Origin of the sequence: Xanthomonas euroxanthea (assembly GCF_903989455.1) — a bacterium.
GTDB lineage: Bacteria > Pseudomonadota > Gammaproteobacteria > Xanthomonadales > Xanthomonadaceae > Xanthomonas > Xanthomonas euroxanthea.
The window spans coordinates 1,032,678-1,055,552 of sequence record NZ_LR861803.1 but is presented as its reverse complement, the minus strand read 5'-3'; the positions used below and the strand labels follow the sequence as shown (position 1 = coordinate 1,055,552).

The 22,875-nt window shown below is 67.0% G+C and carries 23 protein-coding genes; 14 read left to right on the top strand and 9 right to left on the bottom strand.

All coding sequences use genetic code 11. From position 1 onward, the window contains the following. Positions 1 to 140: 140 nt before the first annotated feature. From H7A86_RS04365 to rlmM, 6 genes are all read left to right on the top strand, one after another. Positions 141 to 1,880: a glutamine--tRNA ligase/YqeY domain fusion protein gene (locus H7A86_RS04365; protein ID WP_119130783.1), complete on the top strand. Its 1,740-nt coding sequence runs from the start codon at positions 141 to 143 to the stop codon at positions 1,878 to 1,880. A 218-nt stretch (positions 1,881 to 2,098) separates the two neighbouring features. Beyond that, positions 2,099 to 3,028 carry a DMT family transporter gene (locus H7A86_RS04360; protein WP_119130782.1) on the top strand — a complete coding sequence of 310 codons (930 nt, stop codon included), beginning with the start codon at positions 2,099 to 2,101 and terminating at the stop codon, positions 3,026 to 3,028. A 61-nt stretch (positions 3,029 to 3,089) separates the two neighbouring features. Then, positions 3,090 to 3,341, top strand: coding sequence for a hypothetical protein (locus H7A86_RS04355; protein WP_126946864.1), 252 nt, complete (start codon positions 3,090 to 3,092; stop codon positions 3,339 to 3,341). 172 nt (positions 3,342 to 3,513) lie between these two features. Continuing rightward, complete coding sequence (locus H7A86_RS04350) at positions 3,514 to 3,927, top strand: hypothetical protein (RefSeq protein ID WP_104649466.1); 414 nt, start codon at positions 3,514 to 3,516, stop codon at positions 3,925 to 3,927. After that, a complete protein-coding gene (locus H7A86_RS04345) occupies positions 3,927 to 4,487 on the top strand; it encodes a nucleoside deaminase (protein WP_104585025.1) in 561 nt (186 codons plus the stop codon). Before H7A86_RS04350 ends, H7A86_RS04345 begins: the two co-directional genes overlap by 1 nt. A gap of 36 nt (positions 4,488 to 4,523) precedes the next feature. Further along, positions 4,524 to 5,567, top strand: coding sequence for a 23S rRNA (cytidine(2498)-2'-O)-methyltransferase RlmM (gene rlmM, locus H7A86_RS04340; RefSeq protein WP_119130781.1), 1,044 nt, complete (start codon positions 4,524 to 4,526; stop codon positions 5,565 to 5,567). Positions 5,568 to 5,918: 351 nt separating this feature from the next. Here the strand turns inward: rlmM and H7A86_RS04335 are convergent, their stop codons facing one another. After that, a complete protein-coding gene (locus H7A86_RS04335; RefSeq protein ID WP_115676190.1) occupies positions 5,919 to 7,028 on the bottom strand; it encodes a Gfo/Idh/MocA family protein in 1,110 nt (369 codons plus the stop codon). A gap of 262 nt (positions 7,029 to 7,290) precedes the next feature. Here H7A86_RS04335 and H7A86_RS04330 point away from each other — a divergent pair, with 262 nt between their 5' ends. The 7 genes from H7A86_RS04330 (at position 7,291) to H7A86_RS04300 (ending at position 14,308) form a co-directional block, all read left to right on the top strand. Next, positions 7,291 to 8,193 (top strand): SMP-30/gluconolactonase/LRE family protein, encoded by a 903-nt coding sequence (locus H7A86_RS04330; protein WP_119130780.1) that lies wholly within the window; start codon positions 7,291 to 7,293, stop codon positions 8,191 to 8,193. 81 nt (positions 8,194 to 8,274) lie between these two features. Then, positions 8,275 to 8,997 carry a hypothetical protein gene (locus H7A86_RS04325; RefSeq protein ID WP_119130779.1) on the top strand — a complete coding sequence of 241 codons (723 nt, stop codon included), beginning with the start codon at positions 8,275 to 8,277 and terminating at the stop codon, positions 8,995 to 8,997. A gap of 208 nt (positions 8,998 to 9,205) precedes the next feature. Then, positions 9,206 to 9,601 carry an EF-hand domain-containing protein gene (locus H7A86_RS04320; RefSeq protein ID WP_119130778.1) on the top strand — a complete coding sequence of 132 codons (396 nt, stop codon included), beginning with the start codon at positions 9,206 to 9,208 and terminating at the stop codon, positions 9,599 to 9,601. Positions 9,602 to 9,734: 133 nt separating this feature from the next. Then, entirely contained in the window at positions 9,735 to 10,208 is a 474-nt protein-coding gene (locus H7A86_RS04315; RefSeq protein WP_104585082.1) for a MarR family winged helix-turn-helix transcriptional regulator, read from the top strand. A gap of 34 nt (positions 10,209 to 10,242) precedes the next feature. After that, positions 10,243 to 11,070, top strand: a complete 828-nt coding sequence (locus tag H7A86_RS04310) for a p-hydroxycinnamoyl CoA hydratase/lyase (RefSeq protein ID WP_016900748.1) — start codon at positions 10,243 to 10,245, stop codon at positions 11,068 to 11,070. Between the two features lie 83 nt (positions 11,071 to 11,153). Then, a complete protein-coding gene (locus H7A86_RS04305) occupies positions 11,154 to 12,623 on the top strand; it encodes an aldehyde dehydrogenase (RefSeq protein WP_119130777.1) in 1,470 nt (489 codons plus the stop codon). A gap of 206 nt (positions 12,624 to 12,829) precedes the next feature. Continuing rightward, positions 12,830 to 14,308: an AMP-binding protein gene (locus tag H7A86_RS04300; RefSeq protein WP_119130776.1), complete on the top strand. Its 1,479-nt coding sequence runs from the start codon at positions 12,830 to 12,832 to the stop codon at positions 14,306 to 14,308. Positions 14,309 to 14,494: 186 nt separating this feature from the next. On the opposite strand, the gene H7A86_RS04295 is transcribed toward H7A86_RS04300, so the two are convergent. From H7A86_RS04295 to H7A86_RS04285, 3 genes are all read right to left on the bottom strand, one after another. Beyond that, a complete protein-coding gene (locus tag H7A86_RS04295) occupies positions 14,495 to 15,496 on the bottom strand; it encodes a LysR substrate-binding domain-containing protein (protein WP_104585011.1) in 1,002 nt (333 codons plus the stop codon). Positions 15,497 to 15,562: 66 nt separating this feature from the next. Further along, positions 15,563 to 15,922, bottom strand: coding sequence for a protocatechuate 3,4-dioxygenase (locus H7A86_RS04290; protein WP_039523676.1), 360 nt, complete (start codon positions 15,920 to 15,922; stop codon positions 15,563 to 15,565). Between the two features lie 10 nt (positions 15,923 to 15,932). Then, complete coding sequence (locus H7A86_RS04285) at positions 15,933 to 16,838, bottom strand: gallate dioxygenase (RefSeq protein WP_115676184.1); 906 nt, start codon at positions 16,836 to 16,838, stop codon at positions 15,933 to 15,935. A 235-nt stretch (positions 16,839 to 17,073) separates the two neighbouring features. On the opposite strand from H7A86_RS04285, the gene H7A86_RS04280 reads away from it, so the two are divergent. Then, positions 17,074 to 17,748: a GntR family transcriptional regulator gene (locus tag H7A86_RS04280; RefSeq protein ID WP_104585007.1), complete on the top strand. Its 675-nt coding sequence runs from the start codon at positions 17,074 to 17,076 to the stop codon at positions 17,746 to 17,748. 196 nt (positions 17,749 to 17,944) lie between these two features. On the opposite strand, the gene H7A86_RS04275 is transcribed toward H7A86_RS04280, so the two are convergent. The 5 genes from H7A86_RS04275 to ubiH all read right to left on the bottom strand — a co-directional run bounded on the left by H7A86_RS04275 (position 17,945) and on the right by ubiH (position 22,846). Beyond that, complete coding sequence (locus H7A86_RS04275; RefSeq protein WP_119130775.1) at positions 17,945 to 18,979, bottom strand: SphA family protein; 1,035 nt, start codon at positions 18,977 to 18,979, stop codon at positions 17,945 to 17,947. Between the two features lie 128 nt (positions 18,980 to 19,107). Then, positions 19,108 to 19,539, bottom strand: a complete 432-nt coding sequence (locus H7A86_RS04270; protein ID WP_119130774.1) for a nuclear transport factor 2 family protein — start codon at positions 19,537 to 19,539, stop codon at positions 19,108 to 19,110. A gap of 82 nt (positions 19,540 to 19,621) precedes the next feature. Further along, the gene (locus H7A86_RS04265; protein ID WP_104649456.1) at positions 19,622 to 20,344 is read right to left on the bottom strand and encodes an alpha/beta fold hydrolase; all 723 of its coding nucleotides are present in this window, start codon (positions 20,342 to 20,344) and stop codon (positions 19,622 to 19,624) included. 115 nt (positions 20,345 to 20,459) lie between these two features. After that, complete coding sequence (locus H7A86_RS04260; protein WP_119130773.1) at positions 20,460 to 21,641, bottom strand: UbiH/UbiF family hydroxylase; 1,182 nt, start codon at positions 21,639 to 21,641, stop codon at positions 20,460 to 20,462. Continuing rightward, a complete protein-coding gene (gene ubiH, locus H7A86_RS04255) occupies positions 21,638 to 22,846 on the bottom strand; it encodes a 2-octaprenyl-6-methoxyphenyl hydroxylase (protein ID WP_119130772.1) in 1,209 nt (402 codons plus the stop codon). The genes H7A86_RS04260 and ubiH overlap by 4 nt, the downstream gene beginning before the upstream one ends. Positions 22,847 to 22,875: the final 29 nt, after the last annotated feature.

Below are 22,875 nucleotides of genomic sequence, written 5' to 3'. Positions count from 1 at the left end.
TTGGTGGCACTGGCCAACGGGCCTGCTGGCGCTTCACGCCACAGCGGAAAGCACCAGCCCACCACGCAACATCCCCCGCCGCCTACCCCTAAACCGGTGCCACCGCCTAAACTTGCGGTTTACCTATTGCTGATGCGCGCATGTCCGAGACCCTAGCCACCGACGCCACCGCCCCGGCGGAGAAGAAAGACTTCATCCGCCAGATCGTCCGCGAGGATCTGGCCAGCGGCAAGCACACGGTCATCCGCACCCGCTTCCCGCCCGAGCCCAACGGCTATCTGCACATCGGCCACGCCAAGGCGATCTGCCTGGATTTCGGCCTGGCGGCCGAATTCGGCGGGCTGTGCAACCTGCGCCTGGACGACACCAACCCGGCCAAGGAAGACCCCGAGTTCGTGGTCGCCATCCAGGACGACGTGCGCTGGCTGGGGTTCGAATGGGCGCAGCTGCGCCATGCCTCGGACTACTTCGAGGTGTACTACCTGGCTGCGGAAAAACTGATCCGCGACGGCCATGCCTTCGTCTGCGACCTGTCCGCCGAACAGGTGCGCGAGTACCGCGGCACGCTGACCGAGCCCGGCCGCAATTCGCCGTTTCGCGAGCGCAGCGTCGAGGAAAACCTGGACCTGTTCCGGCGCATGCGTGCCGGCGAATTCCCCGATGGCGCGCGCACCCTGCGCGCCAGGATCGACATGGCCAGCGGCAACATCAACCTGCGCGACCCGGCGCTGTACCGCATCAAGCATGTCGAGCACCAGAACACCGGCAACGCCTGGCCGATCTACCCGATGTACGACTTCGCGCATTCGCTGGGCGATGCGGTGGAAGGCATCACCCATTCGCTGTGCACGCTGGAATTCGAAGACCACCGCCCGCTCTACGACTGGTGCGTGGACAAGGTGGACCTGGCCGCACATCCGGAGCTGCTGCAGCCGCTGCTGGACAAGGGCCTGCCGCGCGAGGCCGCCAAGCCGCGCCAAATCGAGTTCTCGCGCCTGAACATCAACTACACCGTGATGAGCAAGCGCAAGCTCACCGCGCTGGTGGAAGAACAGCTGGTGGATGGCTGGGACGACCCGCGCATGTACACGCTGCAGGGCCTGCGCCGGCGCGGCTATACACCGGCGGCGATGCGCCTGTTCGTGGATCGTGTGGGGATCAGCAAGCAGAACTCGCTGATCGATTTCTCGGTGCTGGAAGGCTGCCTGCGCGAGGATCTGGATGCGGCCGCGGCGCGCCGCATGGCGGTGGTCGACCCGCTCAAGCTGGTGCTGACCAACCTGCCCGAGGGCCACGCCGAGACGCTGCAGTTTTCCAATCATCCCAAGGACGAGAGCTTCGGCACGCGTGAGGTGCCGTTCGCACGCGAGCTGTGGATCGAGCGCGAGGATTTTGCCGAAGTCCCGCCCAAGGGCTGGAAGCGCCTGGTGCCCGGTGGCGAGATCCGCCTGCGCGGCGCCGGCATTGCGCGCGTGGACGAGGTGATCAAGAACGCTGCGGGCGAGATCGTCGAGCTGCGCGGCTGGCTGGATCCGGAATCGCGTCCCGGCATGGAGGGCGCCAACCGCAAGGTCAAGGGCACCATCCATTGGGTCAGCGCCGCACATGCGGTGGAAGCGGAAATCCGCCTGTACGACCGTCTGTTCTCGGTGGAAAAGCCCGATGACGAGTCCGAAGGCAAGACCTACCGCGACTATCTCAACCCGGAGTCCAAGCGCAGCGTGCGCGGCTATGTGGAGCCGAGCGCGGCGCAGGCGGCGCCCGAGCAGTCGTTCCAGTTCGAGCGCACCGGCTACTTCGTGGCCGATCGCCGCGACCACAGCGCTGCCACGCCGGTGTTCAACCGCAGCGTGACCCTGCGCGACACCTGGGCCAAGTGAGTCGGAACCGCGCCGGGGGCCAGCCGTCCGGCGCGGATATGGCGTCAGGCAGCCAAGCCGGCGTGGCTGGCGCGATCGGCCGCTGATGGCTGTCACCGCAGATCAGGCAAGCAGCGCGAAGCCACCGCAGCGCGGTGTCTTTTGAAGTAATGAACAAGCGCAATGGAGACTGCGTGCCGCACTTCATTGCATGGCGCATGGCATGAAGGAGCAGCACGATGCGTGAGCGCTTGATGGTCGGTGTTGCCTGCGGCATCGGTGCAGGCGCGTTATGGGGACTGGTGTTTCTGGCGCCGCAGTTGCTTGCGGCATTTACGCCGTTGCAACTGGCCCTTGCCCGTTATCTGTCCTATGGCGCGGTCGCCGCCCTGGTACTGGCACCGCGCGCGCGGCAGACCGCTGCACGGCTGGGGCGGGCCGAATGGTGGGCGCTGGTGCGTCTGAGCCTGCTGGGCAACCTGATCTATTACGTGCTGCTCGGCAGCGCGGTGCAGTGGGCCGGCAGCGCGGCGACCGCGCTGATCATCGGCCTGTTGCCGGTGGTGGTCACCGTGATCGGCACGCGTGCCGCAGGCGCGGTGCAGCTGCGACGCCTGGCTGCGCCATGCGTGTTGTGCGTCATCGGCGTGGCGCTGGTCGCCCTGGACACCTTGCAGCACGATGCCGGTCACCACGCCAGCGATCGCGCCACCCGCATCGCCGGCCTGCTTTGTGCGTTCGGTGCGCTGGCGTCGTGGTCGGCCTATTCCATCGGCAATGCGCGCTGGCTACGACGGCGGCCGGACCTGTCCGGGGGCGATTGGTCGCTGCTGACTGGCGTGGTCACCGGCGCATTGGCACTCCTGCTGGCGCCGGCCGCCCTGCTCGGCAGCGCACCACATGCGCCGATCGACTGGGCGGGTTTCTGGGGCATTTCGCTGTTGCTGGGCATCCTGGCCTCGGTGATCGGCAACGCCTTGTGGAACCGGGCCAGCCGCGTGCTGCCGCTGACCCTGGTGGGCCAGATGATCGTGTTCGAAACGGTCTTTGCGCTGCTGTACGGCTTTGCCTGGGAAATGCGCCTGCCCACGCCGCTGGAGCTGGCCGCCATCGCCTGCCTGCTGGTCGGCGTGCTGTGGTGCGCAGCACTGCATGCGGAAGCGAAATGACGCCGGCGGCTGATGCGCGCAGCGGCCTAGATTGCAGGCTGTGTCCGTCAGGAACGTCGCCATGTGCCTCCCCCAACCATGTTCCCGCCCGCCTGCAAACACGCTGCGCAGCGCGGTGTTTTCGCTGTCGATCGGCCTGGCGGCCTGCTCGCCGCAGCCACCCGCCTCGACCGCGGTGACCCCGGCCGAGGTGTTCTGCACGCTGCTTCCGGGCCGGTCTGAGGACGATCTGCCCAGCGATCGCCGCGACGAAAGCATGCAGCAACTGGACCTTGCCACCCGCTGCAACCGGGCCTTGCGCAGACAGCGCTGACTGCACCGACGCTGCAGGCGTGTTCCGGCCACGCGCCAGCCACAGCCGGCCCATCGGGCGCAACGCGCGCAGACCCCGGCGCCCCGGAGGTGTGCCGGGGCCCAGGTCCAGCCGCACTCCACGCAACAGGGGCTTACCATGGCCGCTCACCTGTCCTGATCGGAGCGGCCGCATGTCCCGTCTTTTGTCCCGGTGTCTGAGTTCGATGCTGTTGCTGGCCTGTCTGGTGTCGGTCGGCTGCGCCGCACCGCCGGCCGATACGGCCACGCCGCCTCCAGCGACCGGCTCGGCAACCGGTCCGGCAAGCGGCAAGCCGATCACCGTCACCACCACCTGTCGCACCGACGCCGACTGCACGGTGAAGAACGTCGGCAACTGCTGCGGCGCATTTCCGGCCTGCGTCAACGTCAACAGTGCCACCGACCCCAAGGGCGTGCAGGCGCAATGCCAGGCCAGCGGCATGATGAGCGTGTGCGGCTTCCGCGAGATCAGCGCCTGCCAGTGCGTGGCCGGGCAATGTGCCGCAAAGGACGCCCAGGCCGATACACTGCGCCCCGCTCCCCCCTCTACAGAAATGGTCCACTGATGCTTTACGCGCAAGTCCACCTCACGCTGCCCGACTGGATTCACGCGCATGTCGACGACAGCCGCGCCTATCCCAGCGACGAGGACAAGGTGGCGCTGGCAATCGACCTGTCGCGGATGAACGTGCATGAGCGCAGCGGCGGCCCGTTCGGGGCGGTCGTATTCGGCCCGGACCACCGCATCATCGCCGCGGCGGTGAACCGCGTGGTGCCGCAGACCACCTCGCTGGCGCACGCCGAAAACATGGCCTACATGCTTGCCCAGCAACGCCTGCAGACGCCGCGCCTGAACGATGTGCTGTCGCCGGTGACGCTGGCCACCTCGGCGCAGCCGTGCTGCCAGTGCTACGGCGCCACGGTGTGGGCCGGCATCGACCGCCTGCTGATCGGCGCACGCGCCGAAGACGTGATGGCGCTGACCGAATTCGACGAAGGCCCCTTGCCGGCCGATTGGGTGGGCGAGCTCACCCGTCGCGGCATCGAGGTGGTGCGCGACGTGCATCGCGACCAGGCCTGCGCGGTGCTGCGCACCTATGGCGAGGGCGGCGGTGACCATTATTGACCTGCCCCGCAGCGATCGCGCACGCCAGGCCCTGCGATGAGCGGCCTGCTGTGTTACTGCCGCCAGGGCTTCGAGCCGGAGCTGGCCGCCGAGTTGAGCGCGCGCGCCGCCTTCGTCGGCATCGCCGGCTATGCGCGGACCCAGCGCAACGACGGCTATGTGCTGTTCGTCTGCGATGAGGCCGCGCAACTGGCCACCAGGCTGCACTGGCGCGAGCTGATCTTCGCGCGGCAGAAGCTGGTGGTGGTCGCCGAACTCAAGGGCATCGACCCCAAGGACCGCATCACGCCGATCCTGGCCGCCCTGGAAGGCCAGTCGCGTTTCGGCGACCTGTGGGTGGAACACCCGGATTCGGACGCGGGCAAGCCGCTGGCCGGGCTGGCACGCAGTTTCGGCAATGCCTTGCGTCCGGCCTTGCGCAAGGCCGGCCTGCTGACCGACAAACCGCAGCCGCGCCTGGCGCGGCTGCATGTCTGTTTTCTCGATGGCGACCATGCCTTGCTGGCGGTGGCCGACAGTGCCGACAGCGCGCCGTGGCCGTTGGGCATTCCGCGCCTGAAGCTGTTGCCGGAGGCGCCATCGCGCTCGGCGCTCAAGCTCGACGAAGCCCTGCTCACCCTGCTCGCACCGGAAGAACGCGAGACGCTGGTCAAGCCCGGCATGCGCGCCGCCGATCTGGGCGCGGCGCCCGGCGGCTGGACCTGGGTGCTCACCCGCCAGCACCTGCATGTCACCAGCGTCGACAACGGCCCGCTCCGCGAGCATGTGCTGGAGACCGGCCTGGTCGAACATCTGCGTGCCGACGGCTTTCACTGGAAGCCTGCGCAGGCACTGGACTGGATGGTCTGCGACATGGTCGAGCAACCGCGCCGCGTGGCCGAGCGCATGGCCACCTGGATCCGCGAAGGCTGGTGCCGCAACACCATCTTCAACCTAAAGCTGCCGATGAAAAAGCGCTGGGACGAAACCCGGCTATGCCTGGACCTGTTCGAACAGCAGGCCGAAAAATCGCTGATCGTGCGTGCCAAGCAGCTGTATCACGATCGTGAGGAGATCACGGTGCTGGCGATGCGGGGCTGAGGGCGGGAATCGGGAATCGGGATTGGGGAATCGTAAGAGCCGGGATTCGGGATTCGGGAATCGTAAAGGCGGGTGATTGGCGGCGGAATTGCTGTGGGTACTGGCCAGTGGCAGCGTGCTGATGTGCATGACACCACTCCTGGGGCCCATGCAGAGCACCTGAGTAGGCGTGCGGCTCGCAGCAGGCGCTGGTCCCGCGCGGTGGCACGGCATGTGCTCCAGCGTCGGATTGAAAGGCCTCCTCGTACGCGAAGGCCTTTTTAGCTCTTGGTGGCGGCAAGCTGGCTTGAGCCAGTCCGCTCTCTCAGATCAGGGCCAGCCTGCTCCGTCGCCCGACGGAGCAGGCTGCGGTCACAGCACGATCCGCTTGCTGCCCTCGCGGGCCGAGCGGTAGATCGCATCGACGATGCGGATGTCGCGCAGGCCTTCTTCGCCGGGTGCGCGCAGCGGAGTGCCGTTGATGATCGCCAGCGCGTCCTCGTCCATCTGCAGTGCCTGCTGGTGCGGCACCTTGGCGTCGAACACGCGCCCGTCGCTGGCCTTGCCGGTCACGCCCTGGTAGCTCTGGAACGGCGACAACTCATACCAGCCGCGCTCGCACTCGGCGCGCAGCACATTCATGTTCTTGCCGAAGCTGGTCTTGCACTCGGCACGCACCGCATTCGGAAATTCCAGCGTGAAGTCCATATGCTCGTCGACTTCGTCGAACAGCTCCGGGCGATCGGTCCAGCGCTTGGCGGTCACGGCCAACGGTTCGCTGCCCGCCGTGTAGCGCGCGGCATTGAGCGGATACACGCCCATGTCGTACATCGCCCCGCCGCCGAACTGGGAACGCAAGCGCCACGGACGATCGGCCTTGGTCGCATCGTGATAGCCGTTGTACCCGGCCTCGGCACGCACGCGTTGCATCGCGCCGAACGGCTTCTCGCTGGCCATCGCGATCAGGCGGCGCGTATTGGGTTCGTGCTGCATGCGGTAACCGATCGCCAGCGCCACCTTGTTGCGCCTGCACGCCGCGATCATGGCCTCGCATTCGCCGGCATGCATCGCCATCGGCTTTTCGCACCACACATGCTTGCCGGCCGCCGCCGCGCGCAGGGTCAGCGGCGCATGCAGGTGGGTGGGCGTGACGATGTACACCACGTCGATGTCGTCGTTGTCGGCGATCCGGTCGAAGTTCTCGTAGCTGTAGACGTTGCGATCGGCGATGCCGTACTTGGCCTGCCACTGCGGAATCTTCGAGGGCGTGCCGGTGACGATGCCCGCCAGCTTGCAATGCTTGGTCAACGCCAGGCCTGGCGCGAGTTGCTCGCTGGCATAACTGCCCAGGCCGGCCAGCGCCACATTCAGCGGTTTGCCCGGCTTTTTCTTCGGCAATGCCCAGCCGGGCGCCGCCAGCAGGATGCCTGCACCGCCGAACGCGGCAAGCAGACGGCGACGTGTGATCGATTCCACGGACATGCAAACCTCCTTCGCAAGATTGAGAGCGGCTGACACCATCGCATGCGGTCATCAGTCGATGACGACGCACGCGCACCGGAGTGTCAGTGGATACATGCCGCACCACGTCCCAATCGCACTGCCCGCAGATGGGCGCAGTGGTGCTGTTGGTCGCTGGTCGGCCAATACTGCCCGGGCACCTTACTTGATCGCGCGTGATCACCGCCATGGCCGCTGCGCACGTTCTGGCACACTGGCAACGATCCCATCTGGAGCATGCCGCATGACCGCTGTCGCCCGCCGCCGTTTCCTGCCATTGGCCTTACTGTTGTCCAGCTCGCTGGCGACCGCTGCCGATGCGCCATTCGTTGCGCGCGACCTGATCGGCGATGGCGCCTTCACCCACAATGCCGAAGGCCCTGCGGCAGGGCCGGATGGCGCGCTGTATGCAGTGAATCTGGGCAAGGACGGCACCATCGCGCGCATTGCCCTGCACGCCGATGGCAGCGCGAAGGCAGAGGTCTTCGTGACCTTGCCCGACGGCAGCACCGGCAATGGCATCCGCTTCCGCGACGGGACGATGTACGTGGCCGATTTCACCGGCCACAAGATCCTGCAGGTAAACCTGCGCACGCGTGCGGTCAGCACCTTCGCCTCGCTGCCCGACGCCGATGGTCCCAATGACCTGGCGCTTGCGCCCGATGGCAGCTTCTATGCAAGCGACCCGAACTGGAAGGACAACAGCGGCCGCCTGTGGCACATCAGCCGCGAGGGCGTGGTCCAGTTGATGGAGTCGGGCATGACCACGCCCAACGGGCTGGACGTCAGCCCCGACGGCAAGCATCTCTACGTCAACGAAAGCATGTCGCGCAAGGTCTGGGTGTACGACCGCGTCGATGGCGGCCTGCGCAACAAACGCCTGCTGATCAGCTTCCCGGACTTCGGCATGGATGGCATGCGTTGCGATGCCGACGGCAATCTCTACATCGCCCGCTACGATGCCGGGCAGATCGCGGTGGTCTCGCCGCAGGGCGCGTTGCTGCGCACGGTCGCGTTGAAGGGCCGCAAGGCCAGCAATGTGGCGTTCGGCGGCAGCGATGGCAGACAGGTGTTCGTCACCCTGCAGGATCGTGGCGCAGTTGAAACGTTCAGGTCCGATCGCCCGGGGCGCGAAACCGGACGCTGAAACTGCTGCGCGCGTCGCAACGGTTCTCAGGTCGCGCAACAGCGTCCTGGCATCCTGCAGGTCACCCGTGGAGGACTCCCCATGCAACCGATCGAACTCAAGGACGCGGCCGCCTTCGGCAACGAATTCCTGCGCCTGACCCTGCTGCAGGGATTCCAGTCGCTGACCAAGCGCGACCTGGAATTGCTGATCTTCGTGCTGCTCGAACGCGATGGCGCCATCTCGCGCAACAGCTCCAACGCGATGGTCGCGCTGCAGCTGCGGGTGACCTCGGCCAAGGTCAAGGCATTGCGTCGCGACGGCTATGCGCGTTGGCGCTCGCTGGTGCCCGAGGAAGGCGACGCGGCGATGCAGCGCATCGTCGCCAACGTGCTCACCGAAGACAACCTGCGCTCCGGTGCCAAGCACGTCAGCGAACGTAGCCGCAAGGAAGGGTTTCTGGCGGTGCGCATCGAACACCCCGATGACGCGCAGCAATTTGAGCAGGCCATCCTGGATGTCGGTGCCTTGCCGGTGTACGAGCGCAATCGCGAAGTGGTCGCGGTGCGCTTCGACACGCTGCTGAAAGTCGCCGAGCGCTGGGGCTATCTGCAGCCGGATCCGCAGGCCACCGTGCGCGAACTGCAAAAGCTCACGCCCACGGCAGAGGAAGTGGCGGATCTGCTGAAGAAGGACATCGCGCAACTGCGTTGGGAAGATGTCCGGCGCGCGCTCAACAGCCTCGGCGCCAAGGCGGTGACCAGCACTGCCGAGGGTGGCCTGAAGGGCTTGTTGAAGATCGTGTTTCCGTTCATCCCGGGCTGAGCAGCGGAGCCGGGTGCACTGTCCGAAGCTGCGGTGCGGCGGTGGGTTCCGGCTCCGGTCCCGGTTGGCCGATGCCGCATTTCGTGCCGCACCGACGGTCGCCTGGCACACGCAGACGCTGTCGCCGTACGCCGGGCGCAGCGTGCACGCACCTCAACACGCCCGCCAGCCTCTATGCTTGCGGGCTGTTCCACATCAGGGGGATCTGATGACCACCGTTCGTATTGCCTCGTTTTCCGTACTGCTGCTGTTCGCCGGCCACGCGCTCGCGCAACAGACGCCGACGCCGGCCAGCAGCGTGCCGCTGATCGAGGTTCCCAATGTGATTCGCACCCAGCCGCTGTCCAGCGGCGAGGTCACCCATCAGGCCCAGCTGGAGCGTCCACGCGGCGAGGCCAGCGTGATCGTGCGCTCGATCCAGCCCAATAGCGTGGTCGGCAGCTACCGCATCGACTTCCAGGCGCTGGATACCGATGGCGACGGCCGCATCAGTCGCGCCGAGGCCCAGGCCAACCCGGCACTGGCAGAGGAATTCGACGCGCTCGACACGCGTCACAGCGGCCACCTGAGCCGCGAGCAGCTGGCCGGCTGGCTGATTCAGTAAGGTATTGGTCAGCAGTGTGCGCGGCTGCGCTACGCAGGCGCGCACGCTGCTTCGTTTGTGACCGCGGCAACCTCTTGCAGTGCCCGCTTCGGTCGGCTAGATTGTATTTAACGGATACAATTTGGACGGATCGATGACTGCTCGCCTGGCCCTTGCCGCAGACCTTGGCTATCAATTGCAACTGGCGACCCTGGCCTCCAGCCACGCCGCGCGCCAGGAACTGGCCGAACTGCATCTGACCCCGGCGCGCGTCACCGCCTTGATCCACATCCGCGACCAGCCTGGCTGCGACCAGACCGAACTGGGCAACCGCCTGCTGGTCAATCGCGCTGCCGGCATGAAGATCGCCAACGCGCTGGCCGAGCAGGGCCTGATCGAACGCCTGGCCGGCCGCGACCGACGCAGCAAGGGCCTGTATCTCACCTCGCTTGGCGAGCGCACGCTCGCCACTGCCCAGGGCTGCCTGGCACGGGCGGTTGCGCGTACCTGCACCGGCCTGCAAGCCAGCGAGCAGCAGACCCTGCTGCGCCTGCTCTGCAAGTTGAACGCCAGCGCCACGCTGGAACGGGCAAACGTGGCGGACACCGCGCTTGCCGAAGACCTGTGATTCCCACCTTGTACCGACTCGAAGGAGACGCCGCTTGAACGAGCATGACGTGGTATCGGTCCGCATCGAAAACCGCATTGCCTGGGTGAAGTTCGCACGCCCCGACAAACGCAACGCGATGAGCCCGGCGCTCAACCGCCGCATGATGGACGTGCTGGACGAGCTGGAATTCGACGACAACGTCGGTGTGCTGGTGCTCGGCGGCGAAGGCACGGCCTGGTCGGCCGGCATGGATCTGAAGGAATACTTCCGCGAGACCGAGGCACAGGGCCTGCGTGGCGTGCGTCGCTCGCAGCGCGAGTCCTACGGATGGTTCCGCCGCCTGCGCTGGTATCAGAAACCCACCATCGCAATGGTCAATGGCTGGTGTTTCGGCGGCGGCTTCGGGCCCTTGTTCGCCTGCGACCTGGCGATCGCCGCCGACGAGGCGCAGTTCGGCCTGTCGGAGATCAACTGGGGCATCCTGCCCGGCGGCGGCGTCACCAAGGTCGCGGTGGAGCTGCTGTCCATGCGCGATGCGATGTGGATGACGCTGACCGGCGAAATGGTCGACGGCAAGAAGGCCGCCGAATGGCGCCTGGTCAACGAAAGCGTGCCGCTGGAACGGCTGGAAGCACGGACCCGCGAAGTGGCCCAGTTGCTGCTCAAGAAGAACCCTGTCGCACTGAAGTATGCAAAGGATGCCGTGCGTCGCGTCGGCACGATGACCTACGACGAAGCCGAAGATTATCTGGTGCGCATGCAGGAAGCGGCCAATTCGTTCGACAACAACGCCCGCAAGGAAGGCATCCGTCAGTTCATCGACGAGAAGAGCTACAAGCCCGGCCTGGGCGAATACGACCTGACCAAAAACAGCGCCTGAGCAGTTCCCAGGGCGCCTGAAGCGATGCGTGCACCCCACGCATGGCTGGCGCTGCCAGTGGTTTTCTGCACCGAGGAGGGAGTATGGAAGCCTTGTCCGCAACCCTGCGCGGGATCGCTGCGCGTGGACCATTGGGCCTGTTCATCGACGGCCAGTGGCGCGCAAGCAGCGGCGATCGCGACGTCGATGTGATTGCACCGCACACCGAGCAACGCCTGCTGCGCTACACCGAGCCCGCGCCTGCCGACACCGAGGCGGCCATCGCCGCCGCGCGCGCCGCGTTCGACACCGGCCCCTGGCCGCAGCTATCGCCACAAGAGCGTGGCGTCGTGCTCAAGCGCGTGGCCGCGCAGTTGCGTGCGCGCCTACCGGAACTGGCCGAGGCCTGGACCGGACAGGTCGGCGCCACCATCGGCTTCAGTCGCCGCGCCTCGCAACAGGCGCCCGGCCTGTTCGACTATTACGGCGACCTGATCGCGACCCATCCGTTCGTGGAGCCCCGTGCACGCGCCAACGGCGGCCGCGTGCACATCGTGCAGGAGCCGGTGGGCGTGGTCGCCACGATCACCCCCTGGAACGCCCCGCTGGTGCTGCTCTGCTACAAGGTCGCTGCCGCCCTGGCGGCCGGTTGCACGGTGGTGGCCAAGTCCTCGCCGGAAACGCCGATCGATGCCTACATCCTGGCCGAGTGCATCAGCGCGGCCGGCGTGCCCGATGGCGTGTTCAATCTGCTGCCGGGTGGTCGCGAGGTCGGTGAACACCTGATCCGCCATCCGCAGGTGGACAAGGTGAGTTTTACCGGGTCCACCCAGGCCGGGCGGCTGATCGGGATGGCCTGCGCCGAGCGTCTGGCGCGGGTCGGGCTGGAGCTGGGCGGCAAGTCCGCCGCGATCGTGCTGGACGATGCAGACATCGCCAAGGTGCTGCCCAGCCTGGTGCCCTACTCGATGCCGATCACCGGCCAGGTGTGCTTCGCGCTCACCCGCGTGCTGGTGCCGGCGCAGCGACGCGACGACATCCTGCAGGCGTATTGCGCGGCCATCGGCGCGCTCAAGCTCGGCGATCCGTTCGCTGCCGAGACCGGTATGGGTCCGTTGGCGCTTGGCCGCCAGCTCGAACGCGTGCAGTCCTACATCGCACACGGCCGCGCCGAGGGTGCGCGCCTGGTCATGGGTGGCGGCCGCCCGACGCATCTGCCGCGCGGCTTCTTCCTCGAACCGACGGTGTTTGCCGGGGTGACCCCGGACATGACCATCGCCCGCGAGGAGATCTTCGGCCCGGTGGTGAGCTTTATCGATTATCACGACGAGGCCGACCTGATCGCCAAGGTCAATGCCAGCGACTTCGGCCTGCACGGCACGGTCTACAGCGAGGATCCCGATCGCGCCTACCGCATCGCCCGCCGCGTGCGCAGCGGCAGTCATGCGATCAATGGCATGTGGGTGGACTTCGACATGCCGTTCGGCGGGGTCAAGCACTCCGGGATCGGCCGCGAAGGCGGCATCGAAGGACTGCATGCCTTCCTCGAGACCAAGACCATCTATCTCAGTTAGGCCCTTCAGCCCAGCGACCGCACAGATACCAGAGCAAGTGCGGTCGCAACGCGGTGGCAGGCACCGCCTCGTCCATCGCCTCCCGCGGCACACCCGCACTCTCTGGTGAACGTTCGCCAGGTGGATCGGGCGCACGTATCAACCTTCAGCCGTAGCCGTCGCACTCACGCCAGTCACTCCCCCATCTGCATTCGGAAGACAGCGCCATGACCATGCCGACCGACTCGATCTCCTTCCACGCCCGCCTCACCCCGCACCGGCTTGCCGCCCGCGACCTGCTGCTGGACCAGCAATGGACGTACGCAGAGCTGGACGCCTTGATCGGCCGTCTGGCCGCGTTGCTGCAGAGGCGCGGCTGCATCGATGGCGAACGGCTCGCCGTGCTGGCACGCAACTCGGTCTGGCAGGTGGCGCTGCATTTTGCCTGCGCACGCGTCGGCGCGATTTACGTACCGCTCAACTGGCGGCTGAGTGCAACCGAACTGGATGCATTGCTGCAACGCGCAGAGCCGCGCCTGCTGCTGGGTGACGAGGTTGCTGCAGGGCGCGTCGATGTCGAGGCGCTGGCCGATTTCGTCGATACGGCGAAGACGCTGGAACCAGCAGACACGGCGGCGATTCCCCCCGACCGCGTCACCCTGATCCTGTTCACCTCAGGCACCTCCGGCCAGCCCAAAGGCGTGATGCTGAGCGAGCAGAACCTGCAGCAGGTGGCACACAACTTCGGCGTCACCACGCGCGTGGAGGCCGGCAGCAGTTTCCTGTGCGAAGCGCCGATGTTCCACATCATCGGCCTGGCCACCAACGTGCGCCCGGTGCTGGCGGTGGGCGGCTCGATCCAGGTCTCCAACGGCTTCGAACCCAGGCGCACACTGGGCTGGCTGAGCGACCAGTCGCTGGGCATCACCCATTACGTCGGCGTGCCGCAGATGATGCAGGCCTTCCGCAGCCAGCCCGGTTTCGATGCAGCCGCGCTGCGGCATCTCACTGCGCTGGTCAGCGGCGGCGCGCCGCATGCCAGCGATGACCTGCTCGGCTGGCTGGACGATGGCATCCCGATGGTCAGCGGCTTCGGCATGAGCGAGGCCGGCACGGTGTTCGGCATGTCGGTGGACTGCGCGGTGATCCGCGACAAGCTGGGCGCGGTCGGCATTTCGGCGCCATCGGTGCAGACGCGCGTGGTCGATGGCGATGGCAACGACTGCCCGCTCGGCGTGCCCGGCGAGCTGTTGTTGCGCGGCCCCAACCTCAGCCCCGGCTACTGGCGCGATCCGCAGGCAAGCGCCGACGCGCGCGACGCCCACGGCTGGTTCCACACCGGCGACATCGTGCGACGCGATGCCGATGGATTTTTCTGGATCGTCGATCGCAAGAAGGACATGTTCATCTCCGGCGGCGAGAACGTGTATCCGGCCGAGATCGAGGCGGTGCTTGCCGACCATCCGCAGGTACGCGAATGCGCGGTGGTGGGGATCGCCGACCCGCAATGGGGGGAAGTGGGCTACCTGGCGATCGTGCCGGCCGACGACGCGCCGGATCTGGAGCAGATCCGCGCCTATCTGATCGAACGACTGGCCAAGTACAAGGTGCCCAAGCATCTGCGCGTGGTCGAGGCGCTGCCGCGCACCGCGACCGGCAAGCTGCAGAAAGCGCGCCTGAAAGATGCCCTGGCCAGCGAGGCGTGATGCATGCCGGGCGATCGCGCCGCGCGCAGCTGGCAACGCCCCGCGTTTTCGCACTGCCCAGGTGCGGCAGCGACCAACGCCCCGACAGCACGACGGGCAGCCTGCGCTGCCCGTCGTGTGCATCCCTCGCGGCTGCGGCGTGCGACGCAGCCGCAGCTTGCTGCCGCGGTTGCAGCGCTCAATCGATCACGCGGACTCGTCCAGCAACAGGTTGTCCTCGCTGATCTGGTCGTCCACCCACACCGCACCCTGCCCGGCCATGACCGCCAGCTGGCGCTCCAGCTCACGCATCAGCAAGCGCACGCCGGGCTTGTGGATGGCACTGCCATCGCGATAGATCACCCCGCCTGCGCGCGCCTGCGACGGCTGTTGCAGCTGGAAGGCCCGCAGCTCGCCACGTGCGATATCCCCGGCCACCATCATGCTTGGCATCACGGCAACGCTGTCGGTGCCGAGCAGGATCTCGCGGGTAAAGCTGGCCGAACTGGAACGCAGCTGATCGCGCGTGGCCAGCCCGTGCTCGCGCATCACCTGCGCCACGTCACGCTCCACATGCTGGCTCAGCGTCGGCAGCACCTGGCGATACGCGGCGGCTTCGCCGATGCGCACCTGGCCGTTGGCAAACAGCGGATGATCGCTGCGCGCCACCAGCGCGATCGGATCCTGGTACAGCACCTTGCGGATCAATGCGTCGTAGCGGGCCAGCGGATACAGCCGGCCCACCACCAGGTCGATCTCGTTGCCGGCCAGCTTGGGCAGCAGCTCGTCGGTACGCCCATGCAGCAGGCGCACCCGCAGCGTGGGTTCGGCGCGATACAACGCAGCCAGCACGGCCGGCAACAGGCCGCTCGCCGCGACCGGCAACGCGCCCACGGTGATGGTGAGTGCGTCATCCTGCAGCAGACCCTCGAAGGTGTCCTGCGCGCGGCGCAACTGGCCAAGCACGACGTGCGCGGTCTGTACCAGCACCTCGCCCATCGCGTTGGGGCGCACGCCACGCGAGTGACGCTCGAACAGCGGCGCGCCGACGATCTCCTCGATCTCCTGCAGGGCACGCGTCAACGCGGGCTGGGTGACGTTCAATACGCGTGAGGCGCGCAGCAGGCTTTTCTGCCGGTCCAGCGCCTCGATGACACGTAGATGCCGGACCTTGATGCGGTGTTCGAAGAACACGGAGGACATGGTCATGGGGGTAGACCTTACGTTGGGAAGTCGGGTAATGCGGCGCGACGGCACCTGGCCGCCGCCTGCAGATCAGCGTGCATCGGGCACACGCCGTGTCTGCATGAAGTCTTCGAAGGACTCGCCACGCATGATGGCGTAGACCTGCAGATTCGTCATGCGCACCACGCGTGCGAATTTTTCGATGACGAAGAAGTTGGCGCCGTACTGCACCAGGCCGAGCCAGTCGCGTGCACGGATCAGCGCCTTTTCGTGCTCGGTGAGGCCGGCTTCCTGCATCAGGGTTTCGGAATCCTCAAGAAAGCGATCGCGCCACGGGGCGCGGATCATATGCCAGAAGAATCGGTTGATGCGCAACGCGCGGTTGCTGGTGCGCAGATCGAACAGGTAGGTCCCGCCGATCTGGTCCATGCCCTGTACTTGCGGATTCATGGGTCGGCCCTCATGCCGCGTTTGCGGTATGCGCGGTGTGTGCGAGCAACTGCGCCGAAGACGGCGCGTCAGCAGCTTCGACACCCGGCTCGTACAACACCACCGTCATCGCGGTGGTGGTCATCAGGTAGTAGTTCTGGTGCAGCTTGCGGATCGGCCCGCCCAGCGCGCCACGCATCGCCAGCCACATGATCTGCTCCACGCTCTCGGCTCCGCCCAGGCGCACGTAATCGGTGTGGGTCAGATCGGTCAGCGTTTCCGGCGCATGCTGGAAGCGGTCCAGAAATTCCATGTCCCACTCGGTGTTGTTGAAGCCGGTGCGCTCGCCGTGGATCTGATGCGACAGCCCGCCGGTGCCCACCACCACCACCCTGAGATCCTCCGGATAGGATTCGATCGCCCGCCGCACTGCCTGGCCCAGGCGATAGCAGCGGCGCGCGGTCGGCAGCGGGTACTGCAGCACGTTGATCGCGATCGGCACCACCGTGCCCGGCCAGTCCGGCACGTGCGGCCACAGCAAGGGCAGCGGCGCCGCGCAGCCATGGTCGATCGGCTTGTCCTGAAAGACGGTCAGATCGAATTCGTCGTTGACCAGGCATTCGGCGATATGCGCCTGCAGCTGCACATCACCGCGGATCGGCGGCAGATTGCGCAGCCCTGCGCCTTCATCGGCCACCGGGAAGCGCTCGCCGATGCCCAAGGCGAAGGTCGGGTACAGGTCGAAGAAGAACGTCGTGCAATGGTCGTTGTAGAAGAACACCAGCACGTCTGCCTGCTGCTCGGCCAACCAGGCAGCCACCGGTGTGTAGCCGTCGAACAACGGCTTCCACAAGGGATCCTGCTGTTTGCCCTTGTCGTAGGCCACCCCGATGGTGGGAACGTGCGAGGTTCCGATGCCGCCGATGATGCTTGCCATGCTGCACTCCTGCGATACGTGCCGGCCACTGGCAGTGACCGATTGCGCATCATTGATTGAGCCGAAATCGTCCTGCCACGGGATCCCAACAGCGCCGACTGGCCACTCGGGACCGCCAAAACGGTATCCTTGGGATCCAAAGTGCCACCAAGCGATCTGATCTGCAAGGTTTTTTATACCGGGATTGCGAGTTTTCCCCTTCGAAGGAACGTGCGCCGCAGTACGGCGCGAGAGAATGGAGCCAATGGCGAACAACCACCGATTGCAAGCGGTCCAGCAGCTACGCGAACTGATCCTGTGCGGCACCTTCGCCCCGGGTGAGCGCATCACCGAGGCCGCCCTGGCCGAGCGACTGGCCATCTCGCGCACTCCCATCCGTCAGGCCCTGCCCGCGCTGTGCCAGGAAGGCCTGCTGGTACAGGCAGGCAACCGCGGCTATGCAGTGCGACGCTTCAGCCAGCAGGAAAGCCTGGACGCATTGGCGGTGCGCGCCTTGATGGAAGGCATGGCCGCACGCGCCGTCGCCGAACGGGGCGCTTCCGCCACGCTGCTGGCCACCTTGCATGCCTGTCTCGCCGAAGGCGACCGGATCCTGGCCACGCGCAGCCTCAATGCCGACGACGAGCAGGCCTATGGCGCGATGAATGCCCGCTTCCACCGCGCCATCGTGGTGGCCGCCGACAAACCGATCCTGACCGAGACCGTGGACCGATGCACCGTGGTGCCCTTCGTCAGCCCGGTCAATGTGGTGTTCGGTCAACGCTCGCCCACGCTGGCCTACGACGATCTGTACTACGGACATCGGCAGCACGGCACCATCGTCTCGGCCATCGAACAACGCGATGGCGCGCGTGCGGAGCTGTTGTTCCGCGAGCACGCCAATACCCAGCGCCACAGCATGGGCATCTGACGCGCGCAGGGGTTTGGTGCGGACAGCGTGCACTGGCCTGGCGCAGCAGCCTGCACAGCTCAGAACTCGAACGTAGGACTAACCGGGCTTGCGCTGCATGCAGCGTTGCCTGCAGCAGCGTGCTGCATCCGTCTGCGCCGCAGCACGCACGCGGACGCGCCGGCGTGCATGCTGCGCATATGTGCGTGCTTCCACGTTAAAGGGAATGCACGAACATCAGATTGACACTGGTGCCGGCCACCGAGTTCTTCACCTCCACCGGCAGGTAGACATTGAAATTCAGCAGGTTGTTGGCATCCAGCCGCCAGGACAGCCCCGGCCCGAGATAGAACTGCATGCGCTTGCTGTCGGGTACACGCTGCCCGTTGGTGCGGTTGTCCTGCAGCTGCTGCAGGTAATACCCGTTGATGCCCAGGCGCAGCTGTTCGCTCACCTTCACCGAGCTGGCCAGATTGGCCCACACCAGATCGCCGGCCTGACCATTGCGAAAACCGAACCCCGGGATCGGCGGTACGCCGCCGGCGCGATCGGTGCGGAAGTTGTAGAGATAGTTGACCCGCATGCTGATCTCCCAGGTGTCGCTGGGCTGCACGGTGAATGCCCAATGCGGCGCCACCGACCAGAATCCGGTGCTCTGGTTGATGGCGGCATCGCGATCGAACTTGCCCACCGGAGCGAACGCATCGATCGCAAAGCGCTGGAAGAACAGGACACGTCCGTTGCGCATCACCGGGTCGATCTGCAGCGCCGGCCCGAAGGAGATATCGCCGATCCCGAACCCGTTGCCGCGTAGCTGCACCGGGCTGTCTGCAGCGAAGGACGTGTCGTAGTTGACCAGCGGCACGATCGTATTGAAGCTCAGCGACGCGCGCTTCCAGCGATAGGGCGTGACGTAGATCAGCTGGGTCAGCAGGACGCTGACACCGACCTTGGGATCGCGGAAGGCGGCCGCATCGTCGCCGCGCGCGTCCTTGATCGCGTCGAAGTCGTAATGGCGCAGATATTCGATCACCGTCCAGCCCGGCGTCGAGGAGCCGAAGCCATCGAGAAAACTCGTCCCGCCCAGATTGATGCCCTGCGGCGGTGCAGCGGTTTCCGGCACCGCTTGCGCGGACGCCGCAACGGGCAGGCCGGCACCCAGCAGGGTGACCAGGGTCAGGACACGCTGCCGATACGACGACAACCGTGGCAGTGCAACGGCACAACGGGCAGATGAGCTCACGCGTTCCACTAGGCGATTCTCCAATGCGATGGATGGATGACTGCGGGCGCGACGTGGGGGAGGAAAGCGGTGCTGCGGCAGGCGACGACGAGGGCGCCGTCCGCCTGTGCGTCCAGGCACGGATGCGAGGCAGTTGATCAATCGGCGCCGATACGCATCAGCAAGGCGCCAAGCCGCTGCTTGAACAGCCAGCGCTCCTGCTCCCGCACCAGCACGTCGTCGAAACTGCCGAGCAACGCAGGCGACTGGGCCGCCCAGGGCGGTGCTGTGGAGGTGTCCGCGGCGGTATAGAGCAGGACCTTGCTGTGCGCGTGCGCCACGGTCGGCGATTGGATGCTGACCAGGGTGTTGAGCATCAGATGGCAAGTGGTGCGCGGCGGGCGCGCGCGGAAGGAGTGCAGGATCGCCTCGCGGCCGTGCACCGGCAGCTCCGGTGCGCTGGGCCGGGCGAACACGCCGTCGGCAGTGAACAATGCGGCAAGGCCTTCATGGTCATGCCGATCGTTGAGCAATGCGAATTGGCGAATCACCTGCTCGCAGGCAATGATGATCGATGCATCGTCGTGCATGCAGCCTCCTCAAGTCGCTGCTGATAAAGCGGCAAGCCTGGTCAACGACAGCGCGCGCGTCGCCGGCCGGACCGGATCGCCATCACGCCTCCTGCAACCAGTCGCGCATTGCTGCGCTGACGGCGGCGGGGGCTTCCAGCGGCGCCATATGCCCGCTGTTTTCGAAGACCACCAGCCGTGCGTGCGGGATCTGCTGCGCCATCTGCTGGTGCTGGGCCAGGGGACTCCAGGCGTCCTGCCGGCCCACGCCCAGCAGGGTCGGGCAGCGAATCTGCGCCAGCACCGGCGCGGCGTCGGGGCGCTCCAGCAACGCATGGATCTGCCCGGCGTAGGCCTGCACGCTGTGCCGCTGCACCATCGCGATCAGGGGATTCATCAAACCGGCATCGTCGTGCCGGTCCGGATGCAGCATCGGTGGCAGCCATTGCCGTGCGAGCGCCTGCATGCCCTGCGTGTGGGCAAGCTGCACCAGTGCCGCGCGCTGTTCACGCTCGCCATCGCGGCGTGGCGCAATGCCGGTGTCCAGCAAGGCCAGGCGCTGCACGCGTTGCGGCGCCTGGCGCATGATCTCCAGCGCCACCCGCCCGCCCATCGAATGGCCGGCCACGGCGAACTGCGGCGGGGCGACGGCCAGCACGTGTGCGGCCATCCGCGCGATGCTGTCGAAGCCGGCGAAGTCCAGCACCTGCACCGCGGCGAGATCGCTCAGCGCCTCGCGTTGCGGCTGCCAGATGGTGGCATCGCAGAGCAAACCGCAGAGCAGCAGCACGTTGGGCCTGGACGAACGGGTGGCGAAAGATGACATGGCTCGACTGTAGCCACGCCGGCTGCGCCCGTCGTATGGAACATGCTGCCTGCGCTATAAGCGCATCAACATACAAAGACGGGGCCGACGACGGTGGCGTCGGCCGGCATGTCGGTCACGCGCTGCCGGAGGCGCGCTTCCACAGCACATCCACCAGCGGCGGCAACCTGCCGGCCAGCCCGAGGACCGACCCGCGCAACAGCGTCAGGTGAATCTCGTCGTTGGAGAACACCGTGTTGATCGCATCGAAGCCATAGGCGGCCACGGTGTTCTCGCTGCGGCGGGTGCGTGCCCAGCGCTGCAGCCGATGCGGGGCGGCCCAGTCCGCACGCTTTGCCAGCGCATGGCGCACCTCCGCGCGCAACGCGGCGACATCGCGCAGGCCCAGGTTGACGCCCTGCCCGGCCAGCGGATGCACCACGTGCGCGGCATCGCCCAGGGTCAGCACGCGGCCGCTGACGTATTGCTCCACCAACTGCCGCTGCAGCGGAAACGCTGCACGTGCAGACACCACGCGCACCTGCCCCAACCGCGCCGCGAAGGCCTGGGTCAGCTCGCGCGCGAAATCGGCATCGTCCAGCGCCAGCACGCGCCCGGCCTCGGCATCCGGCAAGGTCCATACGATCGAACTGCGGCCATCGGCGAACGGCAGGAATGCCAGCGGGCCGGTAGTCAGAAAGCGCTGCCAGGCAGTGGCCTGATGCGGCTGCTCGGTCTCCACGAAGGCAACCACGCCACGCTGCGCGTAGGCATGCCGCGACACCGGCAGGCCGGCGAGCTCGCGCAAGGTCGATGCGGCGCCATCGGCAGCGATGGCGACCGCCGCTTCCAGGCGGCTGCCATCGTCCAGGCGCAGGCGCACGCCGTGTGCATCCTGTTCCAGCTCGACCACGCGTGCCGGGCAATGCACATGGATGCCGGCCGCATGCACCGCCGCCCACAGGCGATCGACCAGCACCGCGTGTTCGATGATCCAGCCCAGTTGTTCGCGGCCCAGGGTATCCGCGTCGAAGCGCAGTTCGCCGCCACCGCCGGCGTCCCAGACCCGCATGCGCCGGTACGGCTGCACGCGGGCAGCGCGCACGGCGGCCCATACGCCCAGGCTGTCGAGCAGCGCGGCATTATCGGCAGCGAAGGCATACACGCGCAGATCGGGCTGGTCGGCCCGCCAGCGCGCGGGCTCGCGGCCTTCGACCAGGGCCACGCTCAGGCCGGCATTGGCCAGGGCCAGCGCGCAGGCGGCCCCGACCACGCCGCCACCGACGATCAACGCATCGCGGCTACCACGGCGGCTCATGCCACGCCCCTGCACAACTGCGGCACATCGCCACGGAACCCCATCGCCCCGCCGACCAGCATCGACTGCAGCGGCGCCGCCTGCGAGGTCGCAAGCAGGCCGAGGCTGCGCAGCGGCCGCAACAACGGCGCCGGATTGCCGGTGAGACGCGCCAGCCCGCTGGAAAACCCGATGGTCTGTTCGCGGTCCACGCATCGGCGTGCCAGGTACTCGGCCAGCAACGCGCCCGCACCGGCATCGCGGCGATCGTGCTCGATCAATTCGGCCAGTGTCAGCGCATCGCGCAAGCCGAGGTTGAAGCCCTGCGCGCCGATCGGATGCAGTGTCTGCGCGGCGTTGCCCAGCAGCACCACGCGCTCGGCGACCAGCGCGTTGGCCAGCACCTGCACCAGCGGATATGCGCTGCGTTCGCCGCTGGCGACAAAACGCCCGGCGCGCCATCCGGCCGCCCGCTGCAACCGGGCCAGCCAGCCGGCTTCGTCGAGCGCGGCCACCGCCTCGGCCTCGGCGCGCGCCACGCAATGGATCGCGCCGTAATGGCGGTCGCCGCGCGGCAACAGCGCGGTTGGCCCATGCGCGCCGAAGCGCTCCCACGCGGTGCCATCCGGTGGGCGGGAGGCGCGCACCCGCGCCACGAACAAGGTCTGCAGGAAGTCGTGCGCGTCGCTGCCGATATGCAGCAGCTCGCGCACTGCGCTGTGGGTGCCATCGGCGCCGACCACCAGCCGTGCCTGCACGCGCTGCTCGCCGTCATCGGTGACGATCCGCAACGTGCGCAGACCGTCCTGTACCGGCTCGACCCCGATGCAGCGTGCCGGGCGATAGCGGCGCAGCCGGGTCAGCTCGTCCAGGCGGGCCTGCAACGCCTCGCCGAAATCGCGCGCCACCACCACCTGGCCGAAGCTGTCGCGGCCGTAATCGGCCGCGTCCAGCTGCACGCGGCCAAAGTCGCCGGCGCGGCTGACGTGGATGCGCCGGATCGGGCCGGGGGCGCTGCGCAGCTTGGCCATCACCCCCAGCACACCCAGCGCATTGACAGTGGCGGCGGCAAAACTCAGGTTGCGCTGGTCGAACACCGCTGGCGGCGTGCCGGCCGGGGTGGCTTCCACCAGCCCGACATCCAGGCCGATGCGGTCCAGCGCAATCGCCAGGCTGGAGCCGACCAGGCCGCCGCCGACGATCAGAACGTCATGTGGATGTGTCATCGCCACATGATAAGCCTTCGCCCATGACC

Coding starts and splice junctions, on each gene's coding strand:
- H7A86_RS04320 (WP_119130778.1), top strand. CDS start 9,206: ATGACCACCGTTCGTATTGCCTCGTTTTCCGTACTGCTGCTGTTCGCC.
- H7A86_RS04360 (WP_119130782.1), top strand. CDS start 2,099: ATGCGTGAGCGCTTGATGGTCGGTGTTGCCTGCGGCATCGGTGCAGGC.
- H7A86_RS04305 (WP_119130777.1), top strand. CDS start 11,154: ATGGAAGCCTTGTCCGCAACCCTGCGCGGGATCGCTGCGCGTGGACCA.
- H7A86_RS04335 (WP_115676190.1), bottom strand. CDS start 7,028: ATGTCCGTGGAATCGATCACACGTCGCCGTCTGCTTGCCGCGTTCGGC.
- H7A86_RS04355 (WP_126946864.1), top strand. CDS start 3,090: ATGTGCCTCCCCCAACCATGTTCCCGCCCGCCTGCAAACACGCTGCGC.
- H7A86_RS04345 (WP_104585025.1), top strand. CDS start 3,927: ATGCTTTACGCGCAAGTCCACCTCACGCTGCCCGACTGGATTCACGCG.
- H7A86_RS04280 (WP_104585007.1), top strand. CDS start 17,074: ATGGAGCCAATGGCGAACAACCACCGATTGCAAGCGGTCCAGCAGCTA.
- ubiH (WP_119130772.1), bottom strand. CDS start 22,846: ATGACACATCCACATGACGTTCTGATCGTCGGCGGCGGCCTGGTCGGC.
- H7A86_RS04270 (WP_119130774.1), bottom strand. CDS start 19,539: ATGCACGACGATGCATCGATCATCATTGCCTGCGAGCAGGTGATTCGC.
- rlmM (WP_119130781.1), top strand. CDS start 4,524: ATGAGCGGCCTGCTGTGTTACTGCCGCCAGGGCTTCGAGCCGGAGCTG.
- H7A86_RS04350 (WP_104649466.1), top strand. CDS start 3,514: ATGTCCCGTCTTTTGTCCCGGTGTCTGAGTTCGATGCTGTTGCTGGCC.
- H7A86_RS04285 (WP_115676184.1), bottom strand. CDS start 16,838: ATGGCAAGCATCATCGGCGGCATCGGAACCTCGCACGTTCCCACCATC.
- H7A86_RS04325 (WP_119130779.1), top strand. CDS start 8,275: ATGCAACCGATCGAACTCAAGGACGCGGCCGCCTTCGGCAACGAATTC.
- H7A86_RS04315 (WP_104585082.1), top strand. CDS start 9,735: ATGACTGCTCGCCTGGCCCTTGCCGCAGACCTTGGCTATCAATTGCAA.
- H7A86_RS04260 (WP_119130773.1), bottom strand. CDS start 21,641: ATGAGCCGCCGTGGTAGCCGCGATGCGTTGATCGTCGGTGGCGGCGTG.
- H7A86_RS04295 (WP_104585011.1), bottom strand. CDS start 15,496: ATGACCATGTCCTCCGTGTTCTTCGAACACCGCATCAAGGTCCGGCAT.
- H7A86_RS04290 (WP_039523676.1), bottom strand. CDS start 15,922: ATGAATCCGCAAGTACAGGGCATGGACCAGATCGGCGGGACCTACCTG.
- H7A86_RS04330 (WP_119130780.1), top strand. CDS start 7,291: ATGACCGCTGTCGCCCGCCGCCGTTTCCTGCCATTGGCCTTACTGTTG.
- H7A86_RS04365 (WP_119130783.1), top strand. CDS start 141: ATGTCCGAGACCCTAGCCACCGACGCCACCGCCCCGGCGGAGAAGAAA.
- H7A86_RS04300 (WP_119130776.1), top strand. CDS start 12,830: ATGACCATGCCGACCGACTCGATCTCCTTCCACGCCCGCCTCACCCCG.
- H7A86_RS04265 (WP_104649456.1), bottom strand. CDS start 20,344: ATGTCATCTTTCGCCACCCGTTCGTCCAGGCCCAACGTGCTGCTGCTC.